Raw genomic sequence first — 21,534 nt, forward strand, 5'->3', positions numbered from 1 at the left:
TTCCCGCACGTCCGCAGCCTGCCGCGATCGCTTGTCACGGCCGCCTGTTACGGTGCCGTGACTCTTTGGGCAAGTGGCGATGACCTGGCACCCGCAGTGTGATCTGCCATGCAGCATGCGAAAAAAGGCAGGTCACAGGCCATGAGGTCGGGCAGGGGCGGCACAGTCCGAGGGCGCGCCGGCAGGCGCCGCATCTTCGCGCTGTGCGTGGTTTCGGCCGTGGGACTGGCCGGCGCCGCCGCGGTCTCGCACATGTCGAGCAGCACGCCCGGCGCCGGGCCGGACGGGAGGACCGGCGCGGTGGCGGGCGGGGCGGCGGGCGCGAAGGCGGGCGGGACGGCGACGAGCGGGAGCCCCGACCCCGGACCGCAGAAGGGCGACGGTGTCTTCAGCACTGCCACCGTGTCCGGTGCGGCGGTGGGCCGGGGGAGGATCCGGCGCTATAAGGTGCAGGTCGAGCGGGGGACCGGTGTCTCGGCCGACAGCGCGGCCCGCGAGATCGAGCGGATACTCGCCGACCCCCGCGGCTGGACCGCCGACCGCCACGACGCCTTCCAGCTCGTGTCGGGCGGTTCCTTCGACTTCGAGGTGAAGATCGCCAGTCCGGCGACCGTGGACTCCATCTGCGGGGCCGCCGGACTGCACACCCACGGCGAGGTGAACTGCGACGTCGGCGCCCAGGTGGTCGTCAACCTCAAGCGCTGGAAGACCGGCTCACCAGAATTCCCCGGCCCCGTCGGCGAATACCGCGCGCTGATCATCAACCACGAGGTGGGCCATCGCATCGGCCACGGGCACGAGGGCTGCCCCGGCCCCGGGCGGCCGGCTCCCGCGATGATGCAGCAGATCGACGGCCTGCACGGCTGTGTCGCCAACGCGTGGCCCTACGACTCCCGCGGCCGCTATCTGGGCGGGCCGCACGTGCCCTGAGCGTGCACCTGACCGCGGCCCCGCGTCCCGTCTTCGGGGGCGTGGGGCCGCGGTCCTCTCCTGTCGCCGCCGGGCGCGCTACTTGCCGATGCGCGGCAGGCTGTTCAGCTGGCCGGGAAGCGGGGTGCCGGTCTGCTGAGCGCGCATCAGGGCGATCACGGAGCCGGCGCCCGCGAGGATCAGGCTGATCCAGAAGCTGAAGGCGTGGCCGCCGCCCGGGCCGAAGTCCGAGTGCGCGAAGATCGCGACGAGGTAGAGCACGAAGCCCGCCGCGAAGGCCAGGAAGGACAGCGCCCTGGCCGGCGAGGGCAGCGTGACCGCGGGCGCGAAGAGGCTGACGGCCAGCACGGCCGCGCCGAGCACGGTGAGGACCATCGCGAACCAGGCTATGAACAGCCCGTGGTCGAAGTGCCAGGCGCCCCAACTCACACTCGGGATGTCGATGCCGAGTTGGTTGCCGAAATCCCAGGAGTAGTAGTCGAAGAACGAGAAGACGAACACGACGGCCCCGATACCGAGAATCGCCCAGTCGAGACGGTCGACCGATGCCGGGTCGAAAGAAGTTCCTGACGGGCCGCCTGCGTTCGGCGGCGGAGCCGGCGGGCCGGACGGCGGCGGCACATCGTGCGTCATGGTTCTGTGTCTCCCTGCTGAAGTCGTTCGACGTACACGTGGGGGCTGAGACTAGCGGCACCCCGCCGGTGCCGTAAGCAAGTTGGCCTGCCCGGATTCGCGTGGGTTCAATTGGCCGTATTGGTGCGGGTGGTGTTTTCCGTGGCGCAAGTCCATCCGCCGGGCGCGAGGTTCAAGCGCCCGCAAATTCGATATGCCCCGATTTCCCGGCGCGGACGCCCGGTCATCCGATGTGTGCGCCCATGGAGCGCACTGTTTCCAATGAACTGCGCAAAAATTTCTTTGACAGCGCGGAACCTTGCGAAGCGGTGAGGTGCTCAGTACGGTACGGACGCCCCTCCCCCCACCCTGAAGGAGCATCCGATGCATGCGATCCCAAGGCCGCTGCGGAAGGCGCGGGTCCTCCCACGTATGTCCGCCGCCCTTGCCGCCCTGGCCGGTCTGGCCTGGATGTCCGTCGCGCCGGCGGGCGCCGCCACCCCGCTCGCCGTCGCCGTACCGCGGGCGCAGGCGGTCGCCGCCGCCGGCGCGGCGACACCGTTCACCGTCTACGAGGGCGAGGCCGGGACGCTGGCCGGCGGCGCGACCGCCGTGGCGCTGACCTCGGCGCCCACCACGCAGTACTCCAGCGCGACCCTCGAGGCGTCCGGGCACGCGTACGCCCACCTCGGCGGCACCGGCCAGTCGGTGCAGTGGACGAACACCACCGGCCAGCCGATCAGCTTCGTCAACGTCCGTGCGAGCATCCCCGACTCGGCGTCCGGCGGCGGCATCACCGGCACGCTCGACCTGTACGTCGACGGCACCTTCCGGCAGGCGCTGAACCTCAACTCCAAGCAGACCTGGGTGTACGAGGGCAACAACAACTACAACACCAGCGACAACCAGAACCCGGCGGACGGCTCCCCGCGGGTGTTCTTCGACGAGTCGCACACCTTCGTCACCGGCGCCCCGATCGCCCCGGGCAGCACCCTCACGCTGAAGAAGGACGCGGCCAACTCCGCGCCCTCCTACGACATCGACTCCATCGACGTGGAGAACCCGCCGGCCCCGCTCGCCCAGCCGGCCAACTCGATCTCGCTGACCAGCTGCGGGGCGGTCTCCGACGGCAACCCGACCAACGGCGCCGGCGACAGCCAGGCGGTCGACAGCGGCCCCGCCATCCAGAGCTGCATCGACCAGGCCCAGTCGCAGTCCAGGACGCTGTGGATCCCGCCGGGCACCTTCTACGTGAAGGGCACCGCGGGGCTGCACGCCACGGGCATCACCATCGCGGGAGCCGGCCTGTGGTACAGCACGATCTACCGCGATGTGCCGGTCCCCAACAGCACGCCCCTGGCGGCACTCTTCTCGGTCACCTCGTGCACGGTGAGGAACTTCCACATCGACGCGAACGCGGTGAGCCGCAGCACCGTCGGCGGTGACGGCGGCGCCATGGACACCACGGGCACCAACTGGGTGGCCGACGGCATCTGGACCCAGCACACCATGTCCGGCTTCTGGGCCTCAGGCACCGGCGGCAAGGTCCAGAACAGCCGGCTCACCTCGATCTGGGCCGACGGGATCAACCTCAACAACGTCTCGCTCAACGCCGACACCGGCAACAACCTGACCGCGACCAACAACTTCGTCCGCGGCACCGGCGACGACGCGATGGCGATCAACTCGGTCAACTACAACACCGACAACGGCACGAACACGTACTACCACCCGATGACCGGCATCACCTTCACGGGCAACACCGCCATCGCCCCCTGGGGCGGCAAGGGCATCGGGATCTACGGCGGCAGCGGCCAGCTGGTCAGCAACAACTACATCAGCGACACCGCGCGCTACATCGGCCTGGGCGCCGGGCGTTTCGGCGTCAACGGCAGCGACCTGCTGTCCGCGACGGTCAGCGGCAACGTCGTCGTGCGCTCCGGCGGCAACGCCTACAGCCAGGGACAGCCCGCCCTGCACATCGGCAACGGCGGCGACGGCCAGAACACCGGCGTCGTCGACCACGTCACCGTCACCGGGAACACCGTCGCCGACTCGCTCTACGACGCCGTCGGCTTCTCCACCTCCACCAACACGCTGCTGCAGAACAACACCCTCACCAACCCCGGACGCAACGGTGTGGTGATCTCACCGCCGTTCTACCCGGCGCCCAGCGGGTCCGCCACCATCACCGGCAACACGCTGACCGGCCTGCACGCCGGCGCCACCGCCTACGCCGACAACTCCGCCGCCTTCACCGCCACCCTGAGCGGCAACAGCTGGCAGACCTCCACACCCCCCGCCACCGGCCCCTTCGGCGGCACGCCGGCCGCGGTGCCCGGCACCGTCCAGGCGGAGAACTACGACACCGGCGGCCAGGGCAGCGCCTACAACGCCACCTCCGTCAACGGCAACGGCACCGCCTACCGCGCCGACGGCATCGACCTGGAGGCCACCTCCGACACCGGCGGCGGCTACGACCTCGGCTGGACCAGCGGCGGGCAGTGGTTCCGCTACACCGTGAACGCCGCCTCGGCCGGTTCGTACACCGTCGGCCTGCGGGTGGCGGCGCCCGCCGCCGTCAGCGGCGCCCTGCACCTGTCCGACGCCTCGGGCGCCAACCTCAGCGGCGCGGTGAACCTGGCGGCCACCGGCGGCTGGCAGAACTGGGCCACCGCCACCACCACCGTCACCCTCCCCGCGGGCCGCTCGGTCCTCACGCTCAACCAGGACAACGGCGGCTGGAACCTCAACAGCCTGGTCTTCGCCACCTCCGGCGGCACCACGCCCGCCACCGACCTGGCCGCGGGCCGCCCCACCAGCGAGTCCAGCCATACCCAGGCCTACAGCGCCGCCAACGTGACCGACGCGGACCGCTCCAGCTACTGGGAGAGCGCCAACAACGCCTTCCCGCAGTGGGTCCAGGTCGACCTCGGCTCGGCGCAGAGCGTCTCCCGCATCGTGCTCCGGCTGCCGTCCGGCTGGGGCGCCCGCACCCAGACGCTGTCCGTCCAGGGCAGCACGGACGGCTCCACCCTGAGCACCCTCAAGGCGGCCGCCACCTGCACCTTCGACCCGGCGGCGGACAACACCGTCACCCTCACCTTCCCCGCGGCCACCCAGCGCTACCTCCGGGTGACCATCACGGCCAACTCGGGCTGGCCGGCCGGCCAGCTCTCGGAATTCCAGGTCTGGAAGGCCTGACCTCACCGGCCCCGGGCCGTCGCCTCCTCGGGGGGCGGCGGCCCGTACGTGCCGGCCGCCGTCGCGGCCGCGGGCCGCACACCGGTGGGCCGGGACCCGCCCTCGGCAGCCGCTTCCGGCAGCGGCAGGGACAGCCGTACCAGCGGGCCGTGGCGGAGCATCACCCGGACCTGGCCGAGCGTCAGCGCCAGCAGCGCGGCCGGCACCGCGGCGCACACGAGGGGCGACCAGCCCAGCGGCAGCATCGACTCGTGGGCCAGCAGCACGAGCAGCATGCCGCGGCCGAGGATCGCCGCCGCCGTGATCAGCAGCTCCTCGCGGCGCGGATGGGCCTGCGCGGCGAGCCGGCGCAGCACCCACAGGACCGCCACGAGGTGGACGCCCCACACCGCGACCAGCGCCGGTGTGGGCGACGGGGCGCCGGCGAGCACCAGGGCGCAGCCGACCGTCCAGCCGGCCGCGCTGAAACGGCAGGTCCAGACCCTGCCGTGGCGGACCAGGAAGGTGCGCTTGCCGAACAGCGCGTCGCCGCGCACGTCGCGGAAGTCCTTGAGCAGGATGCGGCCGACGAAGCCGACGTAGAGCCCGGCGGGCAGCAGCAGTCCCCGCCCGTGCGGCGCCGGGGCCGCCGCCAGCCACCCCAGCAGGTAGGGGACCGCGACATAGCAGCCGGGCAGTACGAGCGCCGCCACCGCGCCCCGGTCGGACAGCCGCACCGGCCGCAGCGAGTAGCCGGCGCTCAGCAGGAGCCCCGCCGTGACCACCAGGCCCGGCCACGGGCCCAGCAGGAAGCCGCCGGCTGTCGCGACGGCCGCGCAGACCACCGCGACCGCCGTCATCTCCGCGCGCAGCGCGCCCGCACCGACCAGCGGCCGGCGCGGGTCGCCCGGCAGGTTGACCCGGTCGATCCGCTCGTCGGCCAGGTCGTTGACCGCCACCGAGAACATCAGGAACGCGGCGACGGGCACCAGCGCGCGGCCCAGCAGCAGGTGGTCCTCCGGGCGCCCGGCGCCCGCCGTCCCGAGCGCGGTGTAGACGGCGAGGAGCAGGAAGACCGGTGGCCTGGCCACCGCCACCAGCATCCGCAGCCGGTTCGCCGGCGTCCGCAGCCGCTGTGGGCGCCGCACCGGCCGCCTCACTTGTTCGAGCCGTAGTTGTTCATGCCGACCGCGATCAGCACCACGGACCCGAGGAACGCCAGCCCGGACACCACCAGCACCGTGCACAGCAGCACCCCCGAACACGTCAACGCGGCCCGCGCCGGTGTCTGCCGGGTCCGGCGGCCGTCCGGGACCGGCCGCGCCGGATCGGCGATTCCCGGCGGTCGACGTCGGTGATGCATGAGGCCCCCCGGCGCTCGTGGTCGTATCGGACTCCCTGTCCGCTACGCAGCCTGCCCGCGGGCGCCGGGCGGCACATGAGCACCCGTACTCATATCGCGTGGCGCGCGCCGCGGTGGTGAGCCGCGCGGGGCGAGCGCATAGCATCGGGCGATGCGTTCAACGCCCGCTGGGATATGCGTACTCGCCGGCCTGCTGGCCGGCACCCTGCTGACAGGTTGCGGTGGCTCCGGCGGTGGGGGAGGGGCCACCGGGGCGCCCCCGCCCCCGTCCCTGTCGGCTACGGCTACGGCGACCTCCGCCTCCGCGAGTGCCGCGCCTTCGGCGACCTCGGCCGGCACCCACCGGCCCAGCCCCGCGCCCGCCACGACCGCGCCCGCCACGACCGCGCCCGCGGCGGCGGAGCCCGCCTCCGCCGGCAATCCCGGCGGACACGCGGCGGTGCCCGCCGCCGCGCGGGCGGTCGACACCTCGAAGCCGACCAGGACGGTGGGCGACGGGACGCCCGCGAGCTGTACCTCGGCCGCCGTGGTGGCCGCGGTCGCCGCGGGCGGTGTCATCACCTTCTCCTGCGGGCCGCGCCGGGTGGTGATCACCATGAAGGCGACGGCCAAGGTGCGCAACGCCTCGGCGCGCGTCGTCCTCGACGGCGGGGGGAAGGTCACCCTCAGCGGCGGGGGACGGCGGCGCATCCTCTTCATGGACACCTGCGACCAGGCGCAGGGGTGGACCACCTCGCACTGCCAGGACCAGAGCACGCCGGAACTGACCGTGCAGAACCTGACCTTCGCCGACGGCGACTCGACCGGGGAGACGGCCGAGGGCGGTGGCGGCGGTGCGATCCTCGTCCGCGGCGGCCGCTTCAAGGCCGTCAACGACCGCTTCGTGCGCAACCGTTGCGACCGCAGCGGACCGGACCTCGGCGGTGCGGCGATCCGCGTCCTCGACCAATACCACGACCTGCCCGTCTACATCACGGCGAGCACCTTCGGCGGTGCGCCAGGGCTGGGCGGCTCCTGCTCCAACGGCGGGGCCCTCAGCAGCATCGGGGTGTCGTGGGTGGTGCTCAACAGCGTCCTCACCTACAACTCGGCGGTGGGCAGCGGCGCGAACCCGGCCCGCGGTGGCACCCCCGGCGGCGGCAGCGGCGGCGCGGTCTACACCGACGGCAACCTCTACACCGTCCGCGTCGAGGGCTCGCTCGTCGCGCACAACGACGCCAAGGAGGGCGGCGGCGCCTTCTTCTTCGTCAGCAACGACCGCACCGGCACCCTGGCGGTGCGCCGCTCGACCCTGCACGCCAACCCCAGCCACGGCTTCTCCACCGCCGGCTACCCCGGCGTCTTCTTCCTCGGCGCGGGCAGGCCGGACGTGTCGGGCAGCACCCTGGACTGACCGTCAGGAAGAGGGCTTGCCGTCCGGCTCCAGGGAGAGCAGGGCGAGCAGCGCGGCCACCGTCGGGCCCGCGTCGGCGGGGTGGCGCAGTGACGTGCCGTCCGGGATCTCGTAGCTGTTGGTGCGCCCGTTGCGGGTGTGGGTGAGATACCCGTCCGACTCCAGGTCGGCGATGATCTTCTGCACGGCGCGTTCCGTCAGCATGCAGTGCCCGGCGATGTCGCGGACCCGGATGTCGGGATCACGGGCGATGGCGGCGAGCACGCGCGCGTGATTCGTCAGGAAAGTCCATCCGGTCCTCGGGGTGGCCACGTCATCCATGCGCACATCGTACGACGGAGGATTCACGCCACGCAAAACACGAAACGGATTTCGCGTATCAGTTGACAGGAATGCTCGCGGCCCGCAATGTGGAGCCGTCGAGTTCGGAGCCCGAGGAGGTCAGCCATGTCTGGTGGAAGGAGTTGCTCGATCCCGCCCGCGCGGTCCGGCACCGTCACCGTCACGTCGGCGACGCGGGCCGTGCGCGTCGTCAGGCATCTGCGGTCCGGACTCGTGATGCGGCTCACGGAGGCGGGCGGCCTCGTGCGGGTCGCCGTCCACGGCGAGGTCGACCTGGACTGCGCGGACCTGCTGGAGCATGTGCTGACCGACGCCCTGCGGTCGTCCCCCGACGGGCTCCACCTCGACCTGAGCGGCGTCGGCTTCTTCGACTGCGCCGGGCTCAACACCCTGCTGCGGGCCCGCGCACTGGCCGTCGCCGAAGGCCGCGAGATGAGCGTGACCTCGGCGTCCGCCGCGGTGGCGCGCGTCCTGGACCTCACCCGCACCTGGCCCGCCTTCACGCCGCCCGCCGATGCCCGCGTGGTGCCCGCCGATGCCCTCACGCCCGCCGACGCGCGCGCGGTGCCCGCGCCACGGACCATCGGCCACACCCACCTCGCCTGAGGTCGCGGCTCTCCCTAGACCTGGGCCGCCAGCGCGATCAGCAGGCCGGCCAGGCCCACCGTCAGCCAGGTGACGTAGTCGCCGAGGTGTCCCGAGTGCAGCCGGCGCAGCGGGACGACCAGGCGGCGGTCGGCCAGCCGGACCGCGGTGCGCCAAGGACGTGGCGCGTCCGACACGGCACGGACGGCCGCGCACGCAAGGGCCACCGCCAACGCGGTGGACAGCACGCCGAGCAGCACCCCCGGCACATTCCAGGCCGCCTCCGGCGTCGGGCCGGCCGGCGCGTGCGCGGGCAGTCCCGCGACCTGGGCCAGATAGCCGGCCCGGTCCTGGAAGGCGACCGCCGCGGACGCCAGCGCCCGCCCCACGCCCGGGAAGACCCCGACCGCCAGCGCCCCGGCCAGCAGCACCGCGGGGACCACCGTCATCGTGACGGGCACCGGCCGCAGCGGGTCGCGGACCTCAGGCTCCTCGCTCTCCCCGCCGGTCTCCACCTCCGAGCGGCGGCTCTCGGGCACCGGCCCGGCACCGTGGAAGATCCGCAGCCCGGCGCGCAGGACGGCGCCGCCGGTCAGTGCCGACACCACGACGTACAGGGCCGGCAGCCACGCCGCGTGCCCGCCCGCCGCGTGCTCCGCGACCGCCTTGCCGAGGCCGAGGCCGAAGGGCGGCAGCCCGGCGAGCGCCAGGCCGCTGGTCATGAAGAGCGCCCCGGCCCACGGCGAGCCGCGTTCGGTACCGTGCAGCCCGTGCTCGTCGACCGAGCCGTGCCGGTCGAGCAGGACGCCGGTCAGGCCGAACAGCGCGGCCTTCACCCCGGCGTGCCCGGCGACGTAGAGGGTGGTTCCCGCGGTGGCGGCCGGGTCGAGCAGGCTCAGGCCGAGCAGCCACAGGCCGGTGTGGCCGATGGTCGAGAAGGCCAGCAGCCGCTTGAGGTGCCGCTGCTGCCAGCACATGACGGCGCCGACGAGCGCGGTCAGCCCGCCGAGCGCGCCCAGCGTATGGGTGAAGGCCGCCGCCGGGATGCCGCCGGGGCCCCCGAAGACCGTCAGGTAGACGCGGGCGATGCCGTACACCCCGAGTTCGACCATCACCCCCGACATCAGCATGCAGACCGGCGTGGGCGCGACCGCGTGGGCGTCGGGCAGCCAGAAGTGGAAGGGCACGGTCGCGGACTTCACCAGCAGGCCCGCCATCACCAGGACGAACGCGGTGACGGTGAGCGCGTCGGCGCGGTGGCCGGCGAGCGCGCCGCCGATCTGCGCCATGCCCAGCTCACCGGTGCGCGCGTAGAGCAGGCCGATGCCGAGCAGCGTGCCGTACGCGGCGAGGGAGTTGACCACCCCGAAGGTCAGCGCGCCGTGCAGCGGCCGCGGGTCCTCGATCCGGTAACCGGTCAGGGCGTAGGCCACCACGCCCATCAGCTCGAAGAAGACGAACGCGTTGAACAGGTCGCCGGTCAGGGCGAATCCGCACATGCCCGCCTCGAAGAGCAGCAGCAGCGCGGGGAAGCTGCCGCGGTGCCGTGCGGGCGGTTCGTCGAAGTACCGCCAGGAGTAGACCAGGACGGCGACCACCAGGGCGGCGACCAGCAGCGCGAGTCCGGCGCCGAGCCGGTCGCCGACCAGCACGATGCCGACGCTGTGCCCGTTTCGCGGGGTCCAGCCGCCGAGCCAGGACACCGCACGCCCGCCGCCGGCGTCTCCCACCCGGCTCCACAGCAGGGCCAGTTCGGCCAGCGTGGCGGCGGCGAAGGCGGTCGCCACCGCGTCGAGCGCGGTACGCGGCAGCACGCGGCCCGCCAGTACCAGGACGGCCGCGCCGAGCAGCGGGGTCACGACGGCGAGCGGCAGCAGGTCGGCGCTCTGCCAGCCGGGGTACGGCACGGGCGCCCTCAGCCCTTCAGCTCGGAGAGCGCCTCGGGGTCGACGGTCCCGGTGCGTTTGCGGATCTGGATGACCAGGCTGAGCAGCAGCGCGGTCACGGTGGCGCCGACCACGATGTCGGTGAGCACCAGGGCCTGCACGACCGGGTCGACCACGGGTGTGCCGACGGGGATGTCGGAGAAGACCGGGGCGGTCCCGCCGCGCCGGAATCCGACGCCGAGCAGCAGGACGTACGTCGAGGACTGCGCGACGGCCAGGCAGCCGACCGCGTGGACCAGGTTGCGGCTGGTGACCATCCCGTACACGCCGACCAGGAAGATCCAGGCGGCCGCGAGGAAGGGCAGTACGGTCATCGGTCGTCCTCTCCCTGCCCGGTGGCGCGTGGCGTCTCCGGGGACTCGATCTCCACCGCCTGGTCGAGGAACTGGGCGACCAGCACGATCACGCCGGAGGCCACCTCCACGCCGACCGCGGCGTTCAGCAGCGGCACCAGGCCCGCCGACGACAGCTGGTTGAAGGTGCCCAGCGGCAGCACGTTCTGCAGATACGCGGCCCCCGCGAACAGCCCGGCGAGCCCCAGCGCGGTGAAAGCGCCGGCGGCCACCGCGTCCAGCGCGGCGAAGGCCGCCAGCGGGCGCACCCGGCGCAGCACGCGGTAGTCGGCGGCCACGTAGGCCAGATGCAGCCCGGTGGCCAGCACCACCCCGCCCTGGAAGCCGCCGCCCGGGCTGAGCTGGCCGTGCGCCACGACGTAGCCGCCGACCAGCACCGTGACCGGCAGCAGGGCGGCGCCGAGCAGCACGGTCGACGGCAGCACCCGGCCCGGCTCGGGCTCGGCCCGGTCCTCGTCCCGCGCGCGGCGCAGCAGGACGACGGCGCCCAGCACCGAGCCGAAGAGGATCGACTCCTCGCCGAGGGTGTCCAGGGCGCGCTGGTCGAAGTTGACCGAGGAGATCACGTTGGCGGTGCGGTGCCGCACCGCCGCGGCGACCGCCTTGCTGCCGTAGGGGTGGACGGCGGTGCCGAAGTGCGGCAGCCCGGTGCAGGCCAGGGCGAAGGCGACCGCGAAGACGGCCGCGGCGAGCAGGAAGACCACCTTACGGACCCGCCCGCTCACCGCTCGTCCCCCTCGCCGCGCCCCTCGTCCCGCTCGGGCCCGGCCCGCGGGCCGCGCCGGACCTTGCGGACCGTCAGCAGGAACAGCAGCGGTGTCACCGCGCTGCCCACCGCGAGCTGCGACAGCGCCACGTCGGGCGCCTGCAGAGCCAGGAAGAGCAGCGCCAGGCACACGCCGAGCACCGAGAGCAGCACCGACTGGCGTACCGGGTCGCGAGTGAGCGCCGCACAGGTGGCGGCGGCCCCCACCAGGACGAGGCCGACGGCCACCAGGAAGTCGACCGCTGAGGTGCTCATGCCGGCGGCCCCTGCGGCTCGCCGCTGCCTGCGGCCCGGTCCTCGGCCGCCATCGAGCGGCCGATGACCATGGTGGTGACAGGGCCCGACACGGCCGTCAGGGCGCCGATGACCAGCAGCTTCGCGGCCTGTCTGCCGGCGCCGGCGTCCACCGCGAGCGCGAGGCAGAGCAGCGGCACGCCGAGGCTCGTCGCCGGGGCCAGCGCGTGCAGCCGGCCGTACGGCGTGGGCAGCAGCGCCAGTGCCGCCGCGGACAGCAGCAGCGCCGCGCAGCCGCACCACAGCAGCGCCAGGGCCAGAACGTGGGTCGCGGTCATCTCAGTCCCCTCCCCCCGCCCCTTCTGCCCGGGCGCCGCCGGCGAGGCAGCGGGCGAAGACCAGCGTCCCGGTGGGCGCCAGCACGGCCGTCACCAGGGCGACGTCGACGTACGAGGTGCGGTGCAGGCCGCGCGCCGTCAGCAGGAAGACGGCGACGGCCATCACTCCGGCCAGGGCCATCGCCGGGAGCCGCCGGGCCGGCTCGCCGCGGCAGGCCCGCCACAGGCACGGCCCGAGACCGGAGGGCAGCAGGACGCAGGCGGCCAGCAGCCAGGCGTTCACGCCGGCCTCCGGCCGCCGAGGGCGCGCTCGACCGCCGAGGGGGCGGCCTTGTCGCCGAGCAGATGGACGGTCAGCTCCCGCCCCGCGATGTCGAGTACGCAGGCCCCGGGTGTCGCGGTCAGCAGCGCCGCGGCCAGGGCCGGGTCGGTGTCCGCGGGCACCCGGACGGCGACCGGCCGGTCGCCGTCGTGCCCGCCGGGCCGGGCGGGGGTAGCCGCCGGCCCCACGGCCGACGGGTCCCCGCGCCCGGCCGCGCGGGCGACCGCGACCGCGAGCTGCGCCGTCTCCGCGAACAGCGTCCACGGCAGCGCGGCGAAGGCGGCGGCGAGGCGGCGGCGGCCGTGCACGCGCGGGTGCTCGGCCCGGCGTACCGCCTCGGCGGCCACCCCGCCGAGGACGGCCAGTGAGCCGCCGACCACGGCCTCCAGCGGTGTGACGTCGGTGATGAGGACGAGGTAGAGGACGAAGAGCAGGCCCGACCACCCGCCCACGGTGGCCGCAGTGGCCAGGACCCGGTGTGCCATCCCCGCTCGCCTCCTCACCTGGGGGCCGCTGCGCCTGCGCCGCGCATGCCCCGCTGCCCCGGTATACCGGCCGGCCGGCGCGCACACGGCAGAAGCGGGGGACACGCCTGAGCGTGCCACTCCTCTGCCATGCGCACCGTCTGTCCCGACCGGGCGCGGGGAAACCCCGGCGCCCGGTGGCGGGTCACCGCCGGGGCGGCTCGTCCTGGGAGGCCTGCTGGGCGACCGCCCGGTCGACCTCCTCCCTGCGGACCCGTGCCCGCTCCCGGTCCTGGTGGTCCGCGTCGACGATGTCGAGGAAGACCTCGGCCAGCTCCGGGAACCTCTCCCGCAGTTCGCGCTTGATCCGCTCGCTGACCTCCTCGACCTCCTCGCTGTCCATGCCCTCCCGCAGGTCGACACGCGCGGCCAGCAGCGCCGAGTCCACCCCGAGCCGCATGGTCTGCAGGACGGCCACGGTGTCGATCTCCGGCTGCGCGGCGAGGAGTTCGTACGCCTCCTGCTGCAACCGGGGGTCGACGGCCTGCCCCACCAGGAGGTCGCGCGCGGAGCGGCCGAGCCAGTAGGCGACCAGGACCAGCAGCAGGGCGATGGCCAGGGCGGCGGCGGCCTCCCAGCGCGGCGAGCCGGTGAGCTGGTGGCCGAGCACGCCGCCCGCGGCCAGCAGGACGCCCAGGACGGCCGTGGCGTCCTCGGCGAAGACCGTGCGGACGGTGGGGTCGACGCTTCCGGTGATCTCCCGCAGGAGGGAGTGCCCGTGGGAGCGGGCCTGACCTCGCAGCTGGACGACCGCCCGCAGCAGCGAGGTGCTCTCGGCGACGAGCGACACGGCCAGGACGACATAGGTGGCCAGGAAGCGCTCGGAGCCCCCCGACTCCGGTGACAGCCACCCGTGCAGACCCTGGTAGAACGAGAAGCAGCCGCCCGTCACGAAGATGCCGACCGCCGCGAGCAGCGCCCAGAAGTAGCGTTCCTTGCCGTAGCCGAAGGGGTGCTGCGCGTCCGGACTGCGGCGGCTGGCGCGCACGGAGACCAGCAGGAAGACCTCGTTGAGGGTGTCCGCGACCGAGTGCGCCGCCTCGGCGAGCAGCGCGGGGGAGGCGGTGATGGCGCCGACGACGGCCTTGGCGACGGCGATGGCCACGTTCGCCAGCAGCGCGATCAGTACGGTGCCCCGGGTCTCCTCGTCGTTCTTCGGACGTCCGGCGCCCGCGTCGGTGTCGGTGTCGGTGCTCATGGGTGGTGGGATCCACTCCTCGCCGCGGTGGTGCGGCTTCCGCCGCTCTGTCCGGGCTCGGCTACCCGAGGATGTGGCAGGTTACGCGGGTGCCGGGCGATCCCGCTCGTACGGAGGCGGCGACGTCAGCGGGCGGGCATGACTGCGGCGAGCGGGGGCACACGGCCGCTTGTGTGCGGCCGGCTCCCGCGTGGGGTGAGCGTATGGCGCCGGTGCGGTCAGCCGGCGGTCACCGTGGTCTTCTTACGGGCCCGGTAGGCGGCCGCCTTGATCCTGTTGCCGCAGGACTCCATGCCGCACCACTGGCGGCGCATGCCGCGGGACCGATCGATGTAGACGCGGGTGCACTCGGGATTGCCGCACTCCTTGAGCAGCGGCACGTCCGGACCGCCGAGCAGTTCGACGCCACGGCGGGCCACGGTCGACAGCGCCTCGGCGGGCGTCGCCTCGGTCCGGCGGCCCGCAGGGGTCAGTTGCGGTACCGCGGCCGGGGTGCGTGCCGTGGCGTTGACCAGGGCCAGCGCCTCGGGGTCGTAGTCCTCCCCGAGGCGTCGCGCGGTGATCAGCCGGTAGAGCGCCTCCCGTACGGCCCTCGCCCGGTCGACGTCCCCCTGCCCGCCCGGGGTGACCGCGTCGACCACCCCGGACTCCGCATACCAGGCGTCCAGCCGGCCGGGCGTCGCGAACATCTCGAAGCGCAGCGACCGGCGGGCCCGCAGCGTCGCGGCGAAGTCGAGCGCCGGGTCGCCGCAGACGAAGACGTGCTCAAGGTTCATGTCACCACCCTGGCAGGTGACCGTCGCGGTCGCAAGATTCGCCCCGCCAGATCGGTGCTATGCGGGCAGCGCCGCCTCGCTCACCCCTCGGGCGCCCCGGTCTCGGCCAGTTCGCCGCCGGCCAGCCGCAGCCACCGGTCCACGCCGATCTCGCGCAGGAAGCGTGTGTCGTGGCTGACCACCACGAAAGCACCCCGGTAGGCGTTCAGGGCGCCTTCCAGCTGGCCCGTGCCGAGCAGGTCGAGGTTGTTGGTCGGTTCGTCCAGCAGCAGCAGATGCGGTGCCGGCTCCGCACACAGCACGCAGGCCAGGGTGGCGCGCAGCCGCTCGCCGCCGGACAGCACGCCGACGGGCAGATGGGCGCGGGCACCGCGGAAGAGGAAGCGGGCCAGCAGGTTCATCCGCTCCGCCGCCGGCCGGCCGGGCGCGTAGGCGGCGAAGTTCTCGGCGACCGTGCGGTCCGGGTCGAGCAGGTCGAGCCGCTGTGACAGGTACGCGATCCGCCCGTCGGCCCGCCTGACCTCGCCGCCCTCGGCGGTGAGGTCGCCGTGCACCAGCCGCAGCAGCGTGCTCTTCCCCGCCCCGTTGGGACCGGTCAGCGCGATCCGCTCGGGACCGCGGATCGCCAGGTCGACGCCCTGCCCGGCGAAGACCCGGCGGCCGCCGAGCGCCACCCGCAGCCGCTCGCCGAGGAAAAGGGTGCGTCCCGCGGGTACCTGGGTCTCCGGCAGGTCCAGGGTCAGGCGCTGCTCGTCGCGCAGCGACCGCCCCGCCTCGTCCAAGCGCGCCCTGGCCTCGTCCACCCGCCCTGCGTGCACCTGGCCGGCCCGGCCCGCCGACTCCTGGGCGCCGCGTTTCATGTTCCCGGCGAAGATCCGGGGCAGGCCGGCGCTCTTGAGATTGCGGGCGGCGTTGCTCGCACGGCGCTCGGCGCGCTCGCGGGCCTGCTGCAACTCCCGCTTCTCCCGCTTCAGTTCCTGCTCGGCATTGCGGACGTTCTTCTCCGCGACCTCCTGCTCGGCCTGCACGGCCCGCTCGTAGTCGGTGAAGGTCCCGCCGTACGCGCGCAGTTCGCCTCCGTCCAGCTCCGCGATGCGCTCCATGCGGTCGAGCAGCGCGCGGTCGTGGCTGACCAGCAGCAGGCAGCCGGTGAAGTCCTCGACCACGTCGTAGAGCTTGTTCCGCGCCTCGCGGTCGAGGTTGTTGGTGGGCTCGTCGAGCAGCAGCACGTCGGGCCGCGCGAGCAGCCTGGCCGCCAGGCCGAGGGAGACGACCTGGCCGCCGCTGAGGGTACGCAGGCTGCGGTCCAGGTCCAGGCCGGTCAGGCCCAGGCGATCCAACTGGGCGCGGGTGCGCTCCTCGACGTCCCAGTCGTCGCCGATGGCGGTGAAGTGCTCCTCGCCGACGTCGCCGGACTCGACGGCGTCCAGGGCGCGGATCACCTCGGCGATGCCGAGCACCTCGGCCACCGTGAGGTCGCCGGTCAGCGGGAGCGTCTGCGGGAGGTAGCCGAGCGTGCCGGCGGTGGACACCGACCCGGCGGTGGGCCGCAGCTCACCGGCGATCAGCCTGAGCAGGGTGCTCTTGCCGGAGCCGTTGGGCGCGACCAGGCCGGTGCGGCCGGCGCCGAGGGTGAAGGACAGGTCCTGGAAGACCGGTGTGTCGTCGGGCCAGGAGAAGGACAGGGCGGAGCAGACGACGGATGCGTCGGACATGGAGGTGACCTCGGGGGAGCGGGGCAGCCACAGATTTCTGCCCCGGTGGCGGGCATGGAAGAGGGGGACGACGACATGGCCACGGCGGCGGCGCTCCTCGGCGCCGGCCGGTGGCCGGTCGGATCCGGGTCTCACCCGGAGATGTCGTCGTCCACCACCATGTCCGCACTCCTCGACAAACGATCAACGTCGCCGGCCATTTTATCAGCGGGCGCCTTCCCGCCCGCGGATATCAGGACCGGCCCGTCTGCCCGGAGCCTGACCGCCCCCGCCCGCGGGGGCCGGCGGCGCGGAATCGTACGGTCTCCCGGCGCGTTGAGTCCACAGGAGCCGGTGGGCCGGCGGCGGCGGTGAGCCGCGCCCCCACCCCGGCGGCTGTCCACGACGTGATGACTGGGAGAGGATCGAGATGGCCACGCAGTTGCAGAAGGCGGTTCTGGCGGGCGGCTGCTTCTGGGGGATGCAGGACCTGCTGCGCAAGCTGCCGGGAGTGACCGGGACCCGGGTCGGCTACACGGGTGGTGACGTGCCGAACGCCACCTACCGCAACCACGGCACCCACGCCGAGGCCATCGAGATCACCTTCGATCCCGAGCGGACCGACTACCGCGCGATCCTGGAGACCTTCTTCCAGATCCACGACCCGAGCACGAAGAACCGTCAGGGCAACGACATCGGCCTGAGCTACCGCTCGGCGATCTACTACGTGGACGACGAGCAGAAGCGGATCGCCGAGGACACCATCGCCGACGTGGACGCCTCGGGCCTGTGGCCCGGCAAGGTGGTCACCGAGGTCGAGCCCGCGGGGCCCTTCTGGGAGGCCGAGCCCGAGCACCAGGACTACCTGGAGCGGTATCCCGACGGTTACACCTGCCACTTCCCCCGGGCCGGCTGGCGGCTGCCCGCCCGCTCCCAGGGCTGACCCCGCCCGTCCCGCGGCCGAGCCGCTGCGGGACGGCGGCACCCGTGTTGTACTGGCCAGATGGAGCGCAAGCACCCACTGGCCGGCTGGCGGTCCGGACACTCCGGGCGGACGGGAGCGGCGGCCGAAGAGGCCGCCGCCGCCGCCCGGCAGGCCGAGCAGGTGCGCGACAGGGTCCGGCTCACCATTGAGATCACCGCACGGGCCGGCGCGTACCGCAAGGGTCTGCTCGCCGCCGTCGGCCGCCTGAGCCCCGAGGAAGCGGTGATCGTCGCCGACCTGGAGCAGCACGGCCTGCAGGTCCCGCAACTGCACGACGTGCTGTGCGGCGGTCACGTGCTGGTGGACGACCCGGCGCTGTACGAGAAGTGGCGGGCGGCCAAGGGCAGCCACCCGCGGCTGTCCAGCCACCACCGCGACATCGACAAAGCGCGCTACCCCGACATCGGCATGCGCGGCCACGTCGTTCGCGAGAAGCTGCACGGCCGCACCGCGACCGGGACCTGGGTGCAGCTGGAGAAGACGCCGGCCGCCTTCGGCGGCAGCAAGATGCCCAGCGTCGACGACCTGCGGCACCTGATGGACTATGTGGTCTACCGCTTCACCGGCAGCAACGTCGGCCCCTGGGGTCTGTCCCGGATGACCGAGCGGCGCCCGATGTACCTGTCGCCGATCGTGGCCGTCCCCACCTCGCTGACCCCGCCCGTCGCACGGTCGCTGACCCGGGCGCTGCGCAGGATCGAGGAGTCCGACGACGTCACGGCGGTCTCCCAGCAGCTCGCGGCCCGCTTCCCGCCCCCGGACCGGGAGGACCTGGCCGGCGAGCTGGGTCAGGCGCTGTCCGACAGGGGCGGCCGCGGGCTGTTCGGCAATTCCGAGGTGTGGATCACCCAGACACCGTCCCGCACCGCTGCCGCCGTCCTGCGCGGGCGCAGCGACCAGGCGTCCGCCGGGACCGTATGGCCGACGGGAGGCCCGCGATGAGCGACGAGCAGAGCGACGGCGAATACCGGCCCGCCACCCCCGAGCAGCCGCCGGGCCAGGGACCGGGTGAGGCGGCCGTACCGTCCGGGCTGGTCACCGCCGTGGTCAACCTGGTGCACACCGGGCCCGTCATGCTCGGCGCCTACACCATCGCCGAGCTGACCGCGGTCGACGCGATCGTGGACTTCCTTGAAGCCAGGCCCTCCGAGGACGAGCTGACCGAGGCCGTCAGGTCGCTGGCCGCGCGGGAGCTGCTGCTGGCCGGCGAGAGCGGCGAGCAGGTGCAGGTGCGCGGCGACCTGGGCATCGCGGTGGCCTTCCAGCAGCGGGCCCGCATGGTGCTCGACGCCCGTATCACCGGCTCGGAGCCGGGGGAGCCGTGGCGCATCCTGCTGATGCCGCAGCCCGAGCGGATCTGCCTGATGGTCCGCATCGACGCGCTCGGCGTCCACCAGATCGGCCTGTACGTCCTGGACGAGGCCCTGCGGATGCTCGCCGAGTGGCTGCCCAGGGGCGCCGCGGCCGAGCACGACCGCGCCTTGGACGTCGACGCGCTGCTCGCGGGGGCGTCGCGCTCCGCCCTGGTCACCGTCACCCACTACACGGCGGAGGGGTCCGCGGAGATCGCCGGTGTGAGCACCGACCTGGTGCTGGCCCGGCACGACGGCCGCCTGCACGCGCTGGCCCGCGACCCCGACCGCCACGACCAGCTGGGCCCGACCCCGCTGGAGGGCAAGGAAGGCGTCCGCGACCGGCTCGCGGACCTGCTGGCGTAAGTCCCGGGGCGCCGGCTGACCCCTCGGGCCCGGCGGGACGGCCGAAGGGGCCGGTGCGGTTCGCGCGGGCGCGAACCGCACCGGCCCCACGGCAGGGCAGGAGGGGTGTCAGGAGCAGGTGATGGCGGCGCCCGCCCAGTCGGCGTGGTCGCTGTCGTTGCCGTCACCGCCGTCGGTGACGAGCAGGTGGACCTCCTGGGCGCCGGTGACGTCGGCGGTCAGCGGCCTGCTGCCGTCGGCGTTGGTCAGGACGCCGCTGTCGGCGACCTGCTTGCCGTCGGCCACGACCTGGAATTCCACCGAGCCCTTGCTGTTCTTCTTCTCGTCGTCCACGCCGACGGTGGCCGTCAGCGTGGTGCACTTGCCGGCGGTGTAGTAAGCCACGTCGCTCGGGGCGTGCACGCCGAGGCCCTTGGCGTAGACGGTGCCCTGCAGGGTGATCGGGTGGCCGTCGCCGGCCTGGCTCTCACCGTTGCTGGTGTCCAGCTCCACCGGGCCGTAGCCGTTGGCGGCCGACTCCCACGGCAGGTCGCTGAGGTAGGAGGTGCCGGCCGGCGGCGGTACCGCGACCGAGACCTGGCCGTTCAGCGGCCGGCTCACGGCGCTGTGCGGCAGCAGGCCGCTGTAGCCGACCGTGCCGGACAGCGCGTATGTGCCGGTCGTGGTCCCCGCGGGCACGTCGATGTGCCAGGTGGTGGCGAAGGTGCGGCCGCCGGGCAGCGCGACGGTGCTGGTGCGGCCCTGCGGCCGTATCGTCCAGCCCTCGGGCGCGGTCAGCTTGACCTTGACGTCCAGTGCCGGGGCCGTGCCGAGGTCGGTGGCGTAGGTGGTGACGTCGGCGCCCTGGCCGGGCTGGAGGTGGACGGTGGTGCCGTCGACACCCGAGTCGACCAGCGGCGCGTCCTGCAGCGGGCGACCGGGCCTGCTCACCCGCAGCAGGGTGGTGCCGTGCGCGGGCACGGTCGCGGCCAGGGTGCCCGCCGACTGGTAGGAGCGGTGCTCCCACAGGTCCCGTACCTGGTAGCCGAGCGCGGAGCGGGACAGGCCGATCGCGGCGGCGGTGGTGGAGAGGTGCTGCGGCTGGTCGGACTCGTTGTAGAGGGCGACCGCGCGGTCGCCGTTCGCCAGCTGCTTGACGACCACCGAGGCGCCCCCTGCGGAGGACAGCACGGCGGCCTGCTTGCCGAGCGGGTCCTGGTCCAGGGCGATGACCTCCTTGTTGAGCAGGATGTCCATCGTCGCGGGGGTGGCCTTGCGCAGGTCGGTGCCGATGAGCAGCGGCGCGTCCATCATCGACCACAGCGAGAAGTGGGTGCGGTATTCCGTGTCGGTCATGCCGCCGTTGCCGACCTCCAGCATGTCCGGGTCGTTCCAGTGGCCCGGTCCCGCGGCGGCGGCCAGCGGCAGGTTCTGGGCGGTGATGGACTTCAGGCTGGCCCAGTTGTCGCTGATGTCGCCGGTGGTGCGCCACAGGTTGCCGACCGCGGCGGCCCATTCCCACGGCTGCTGCTGGCCCCACTCGCACAGCGAGTAGACGATCGGGCGGCCGGTCGCCTTGAGCGCGTCGCCCATGGCGGTGTAGCGGTTCACGAAGTCGGCGCGGGTGCCGTCGCTCTTGTTGTTGCAGTTGTCGTACTTGAGGTAGTCCACGCCCCAGTCGGCGAAGCTCTGGGCGTCGGTGGTCTCGTGGCCGAGGCTGCCGGGGTAGCCGGCGCAGGTCGCGGTGCCCGCGTCCTCGTAGATGCCGAGCTTGAGGCCTTTGCTGTGGACGTAGTCCGCCGTGCCCTTGATGCCGTCGGGGAATTTCACCGGGTCGGGGACCAGGCGCCCGTCGGCGTCGCGGGAGTGGGTCAGCCAGCAGTCGTCGATGTTGACGTAGGTGTAGCCGGCCGCCTTGAGCCCCGAGCTGACGAAGTAGTCGGCGGTGTCCTCGATCAGCTGCTCGTTGACGTCGCAGCCGAAGGAGTTCCAGTCGTTGAAGCCCATCGGCGGGGTGATGGCCAGGCCGTTGTCCAGTGCCGCGGCGGAGGGCGCGGTGGCGACGCCGGCGGTGAAGGCGGCCAGACCGAGCCCGCCTGTCCACAGGGTTCCGGCGGTGACGCAAGCGAGGAGCCTGCGGGGGATCGGCATACGGGGTCCCATCGTTCGTTCCGGGAGGATCGGTGTTCCTTGAGGGCGGCCCGGCCGGATGCGGCTCCTCCGGGCCTGTCAGGTCGGAACATAATCCGACGCAACTCAACAGTTGGCCACATGACAGCCCTCAACAGCCCGA

22 protein-coding genes are annotated in these 21,534 nt (G+C 73.3%); 7 read left to right on the top strand and 15 right to left on the bottom strand.

Annotated features, from left to right (window positions below; translation table 11 throughout):
- The first annotated feature begins 141 nt into the window (after positions 1-141).
- Positions 142-930, top strand: coding sequence for a DUF3152 domain-containing protein (locus tag BUE44_RS14800; protein ID WP_079189741.1), 789 nt, complete (start codon positions 142-144; stop codon positions 928-930).
- Positions 931-1,008: 78 nt separating this feature from the next.
- On the opposite strand, the gene BUE44_RS14805 is transcribed toward BUE44_RS14800, so the two are convergent.
- Entirely contained in the window at positions 1,009-1,563 is a 555-nt protein-coding gene (locus BUE44_RS14805) for a hypothetical protein (RefSeq protein WP_073498259.1), read from the bottom strand.
- Positions 1,564-1,926: 363 nt separating this feature from the next.
- Here BUE44_RS14805 and BUE44_RS14810 point away from each other — a divergent pair, with 363 nt between their 5' ends.
- The gene (locus BUE44_RS14810; RefSeq protein ID WP_235002162.1) at positions 1,927-4,746 is read left to right on the top strand and encodes a galactose-binding domain-containing protein; all 2,820 of its coding nucleotides are present in this window, start codon (positions 1,927-1,929) and stop codon (positions 4,744-4,746) included.
- Between the two features lie 2 nt (positions 4,747-4,748).
- Here BUE44_RS14810 and BUE44_RS14815 read toward each other — a convergent pair whose 3' ends face one another.
- Together BUE44_RS14815 and BUE44_RS37460 are read right to left on the bottom strand one after the other, a co-directional pair.
- Positions 4,749-5,873, bottom strand: a complete 1,125-nt coding sequence (locus tag BUE44_RS14815; protein ID WP_159450253.1) for a UbiA family prenyltransferase — start codon at positions 5,871-5,873, stop codon at positions 4,749-4,751.
- Between the two features lie 8 nt (positions 5,874-5,881).
- Positions 5,882-6,088 (bottom strand): hypothetical protein, encoded by a 207-nt coding sequence (locus tag BUE44_RS37460; RefSeq protein ID WP_159450254.1) that lies wholly within the window; start codon positions 6,086-6,088, stop codon positions 5,882-5,884.
- Between the two features lie 151 nt (positions 6,089-6,239).
- Here BUE44_RS37460 and BUE44_RS14820 point away from each other — a divergent pair, with 151 nt between their 5' ends.
- Positions 6,240-7,481, top strand: a complete 1,242-nt coding sequence (locus tag BUE44_RS14820; RefSeq protein ID WP_073498264.1) for a hypothetical protein — start codon at positions 6,240-6,242, stop codon at positions 7,479-7,481.
- A gap of 3 nt (positions 7,482-7,484) precedes the next feature.
- Here the strand turns inward: BUE44_RS14820 and BUE44_RS14825 are convergent, their stop codons facing one another.
- Positions 7,485-7,802, bottom strand: a complete 318-nt coding sequence (locus tag BUE44_RS14825) for a helix-turn-helix transcriptional regulator (protein WP_073498267.1) — start codon at positions 7,800-7,802, stop codon at positions 7,485-7,487.
- Between the two features lie 126 nt (positions 7,803-7,928).
- Here BUE44_RS14825 and BUE44_RS14830 point away from each other — a divergent pair, with 126 nt between their 5' ends.
- Positions 7,929-8,429 carry an STAS domain-containing protein gene (locus BUE44_RS14830; protein ID WP_073498269.1) on the top strand — a complete coding sequence of 167 codons (501 nt, stop codon included), beginning with the start codon at positions 7,929-7,931 and terminating at the stop codon, positions 8,427-8,429.
- A gap of 14 nt (positions 8,430-8,443) precedes the next feature.
- On the opposite strand, the gene BUE44_RS14835 is transcribed toward BUE44_RS14830, so the two are convergent.
- From BUE44_RS14835 to BUE44_RS14880, 10 genes are all read right to left on the bottom strand, one after another.
- Entirely contained in the window at positions 8,444-10,315 is a 1,872-nt protein-coding gene (locus tag BUE44_RS14835; RefSeq protein ID WP_200804421.1) for a complex I subunit 5 family protein, read from the bottom strand.
- An 8-nt stretch (positions 10,316-10,323) separates the two neighbouring features.
- Positions 10,324-10,668, bottom strand: a complete 345-nt coding sequence (locus BUE44_RS14840; protein ID WP_073498271.1) for a sodium:proton antiporter — start codon at positions 10,666-10,668, stop codon at positions 10,324-10,326.
- Entirely contained in the window at positions 10,665-11,432 is a 768-nt protein-coding gene (locus BUE44_RS14845; protein ID WP_073498273.1) for an MnhB domain-containing protein, read from the bottom strand. Before BUE44_RS14845 ends, BUE44_RS14840 begins: the two co-directional genes overlap by 4 nt.
- Positions 11,429-11,728, bottom strand: a complete 300-nt coding sequence (locus BUE44_RS14850) for a Na(+)/H(+) antiporter subunit B (RefSeq protein WP_073498275.1) — start codon at positions 11,726-11,728, stop codon at positions 11,429-11,431. The genes BUE44_RS14845 and BUE44_RS14850 overlap by 4 nt, the downstream gene beginning before the upstream one ends.
- Entirely contained in the window at positions 11,725-12,045 is a 321-nt protein-coding gene (locus tag BUE44_RS14855; RefSeq protein ID WP_073498277.1) for a cation:proton antiporter, read from the bottom strand. The genes BUE44_RS14850 and BUE44_RS14855 overlap by 4 nt, the downstream gene beginning before the upstream one ends.
- 1 nt (position 12,046) lies before the next feature.
- Positions 12,047-12,328, bottom strand: coding sequence for a monovalent cation/H+ antiporter complex subunit F (locus tag BUE44_RS14860; RefSeq protein ID WP_073498279.1), 282 nt, complete (start codon positions 12,326-12,328; stop codon positions 12,047-12,049).
- On the bottom strand, positions 12,325-12,852 hold the full coding sequence (locus BUE44_RS14865) for a Na+/H+ antiporter subunit E (RefSeq protein WP_073498281.1): 528 nt from the start codon (positions 12,850-12,852) through the stop codon (positions 12,325-12,327). Before BUE44_RS14865 ends, BUE44_RS14860 begins: the two co-directional genes overlap by 4 nt.
- Positions 12,853-13,036: 184 nt before the next feature.
- Positions 13,037-14,089 carry a cation diffusion facilitator family transporter gene (locus BUE44_RS14870; RefSeq protein WP_073498283.1) on the bottom strand — a complete coding sequence of 351 codons (1,053 nt, stop codon included), beginning with the start codon at positions 14,087-14,089 and terminating at the stop codon, positions 13,037-13,039.
- 218 nt (positions 14,090-14,307) lie between these two features.
- Positions 14,308-14,865 carry a CGNR zinc finger domain-containing protein gene (locus BUE44_RS14875; RefSeq protein WP_073498285.1) on the bottom strand — a complete coding sequence of 186 codons (558 nt, stop codon included), beginning with the start codon at positions 14,863-14,865 and terminating at the stop codon, positions 14,308-14,310.
- An 80-nt stretch (positions 14,866-14,945) separates the two neighbouring features.
- The gene (locus BUE44_RS14880) at positions 14,946-16,580 is read right to left on the bottom strand and encodes an ABC-F family ATP-binding cassette domain-containing protein (protein ID WP_073498287.1); all 1,635 of its coding nucleotides are present in this window, start codon (positions 16,578-16,580) and stop codon (positions 14,946-14,948) included.
- Positions 16,581-16,989: 409 nt separating this feature from the next.
- Here BUE44_RS14880 and msrA point away from each other — a divergent pair, with 409 nt between their 5' ends.
- From msrA to BUE44_RS14895, 3 genes are read left to right on the top strand one after another with little or no spacing between them, the layout of a single operon-like run.
- Positions 16,990-17,502: a peptide-methionine (S)-S-oxide reductase MsrA gene (msrA, locus tag BUE44_RS14885; protein WP_073498289.1), complete on the top strand. Its 513-nt coding sequence runs from the start codon at positions 16,990-16,992 to the stop codon at positions 17,500-17,502.
- A 60-nt stretch (positions 17,503-17,562) separates the two neighbouring features.
- Entirely contained in the window at positions 17,563-18,486 is a 924-nt protein-coding gene (locus tag BUE44_RS14890; RefSeq protein ID WP_073498292.1) for a hypothetical protein, read from the top strand.
- A complete protein-coding gene (locus BUE44_RS14895) occupies positions 18,483-19,262 on the top strand; it encodes a hypothetical protein (protein WP_143172507.1) in 780 nt (259 codons plus the stop codon). The genes BUE44_RS14890 and BUE44_RS14895 overlap by 4 nt, the downstream gene beginning before the upstream one ends.
- 108 nt (positions 19,263-19,370) lie before the next feature.
- On the opposite strand, the gene BUE44_RS14900 is transcribed toward BUE44_RS14895, so the two are convergent.
- Positions 19,371-21,392 carry an NPCBM/NEW2 domain-containing protein gene (locus BUE44_RS14900; RefSeq protein ID WP_073498296.1) on the bottom strand — a complete coding sequence of 674 codons (2,022 nt, stop codon included), beginning with the start codon at positions 21,390-21,392 and terminating at the stop codon, positions 19,371-19,373.
- Between the last annotated feature and the right edge of the window lie 142 nt (positions 21,393-21,534).

Origin of the sequence: Actinacidiphila paucisporea (assembly GCF_900142575.1) — a bacterium.
Classification (GTDB): Bacteria; Actinomycetota; Actinomycetes; order Streptomycetales; family Streptomycetaceae; genus Actinacidiphila; species Actinacidiphila paucisporea.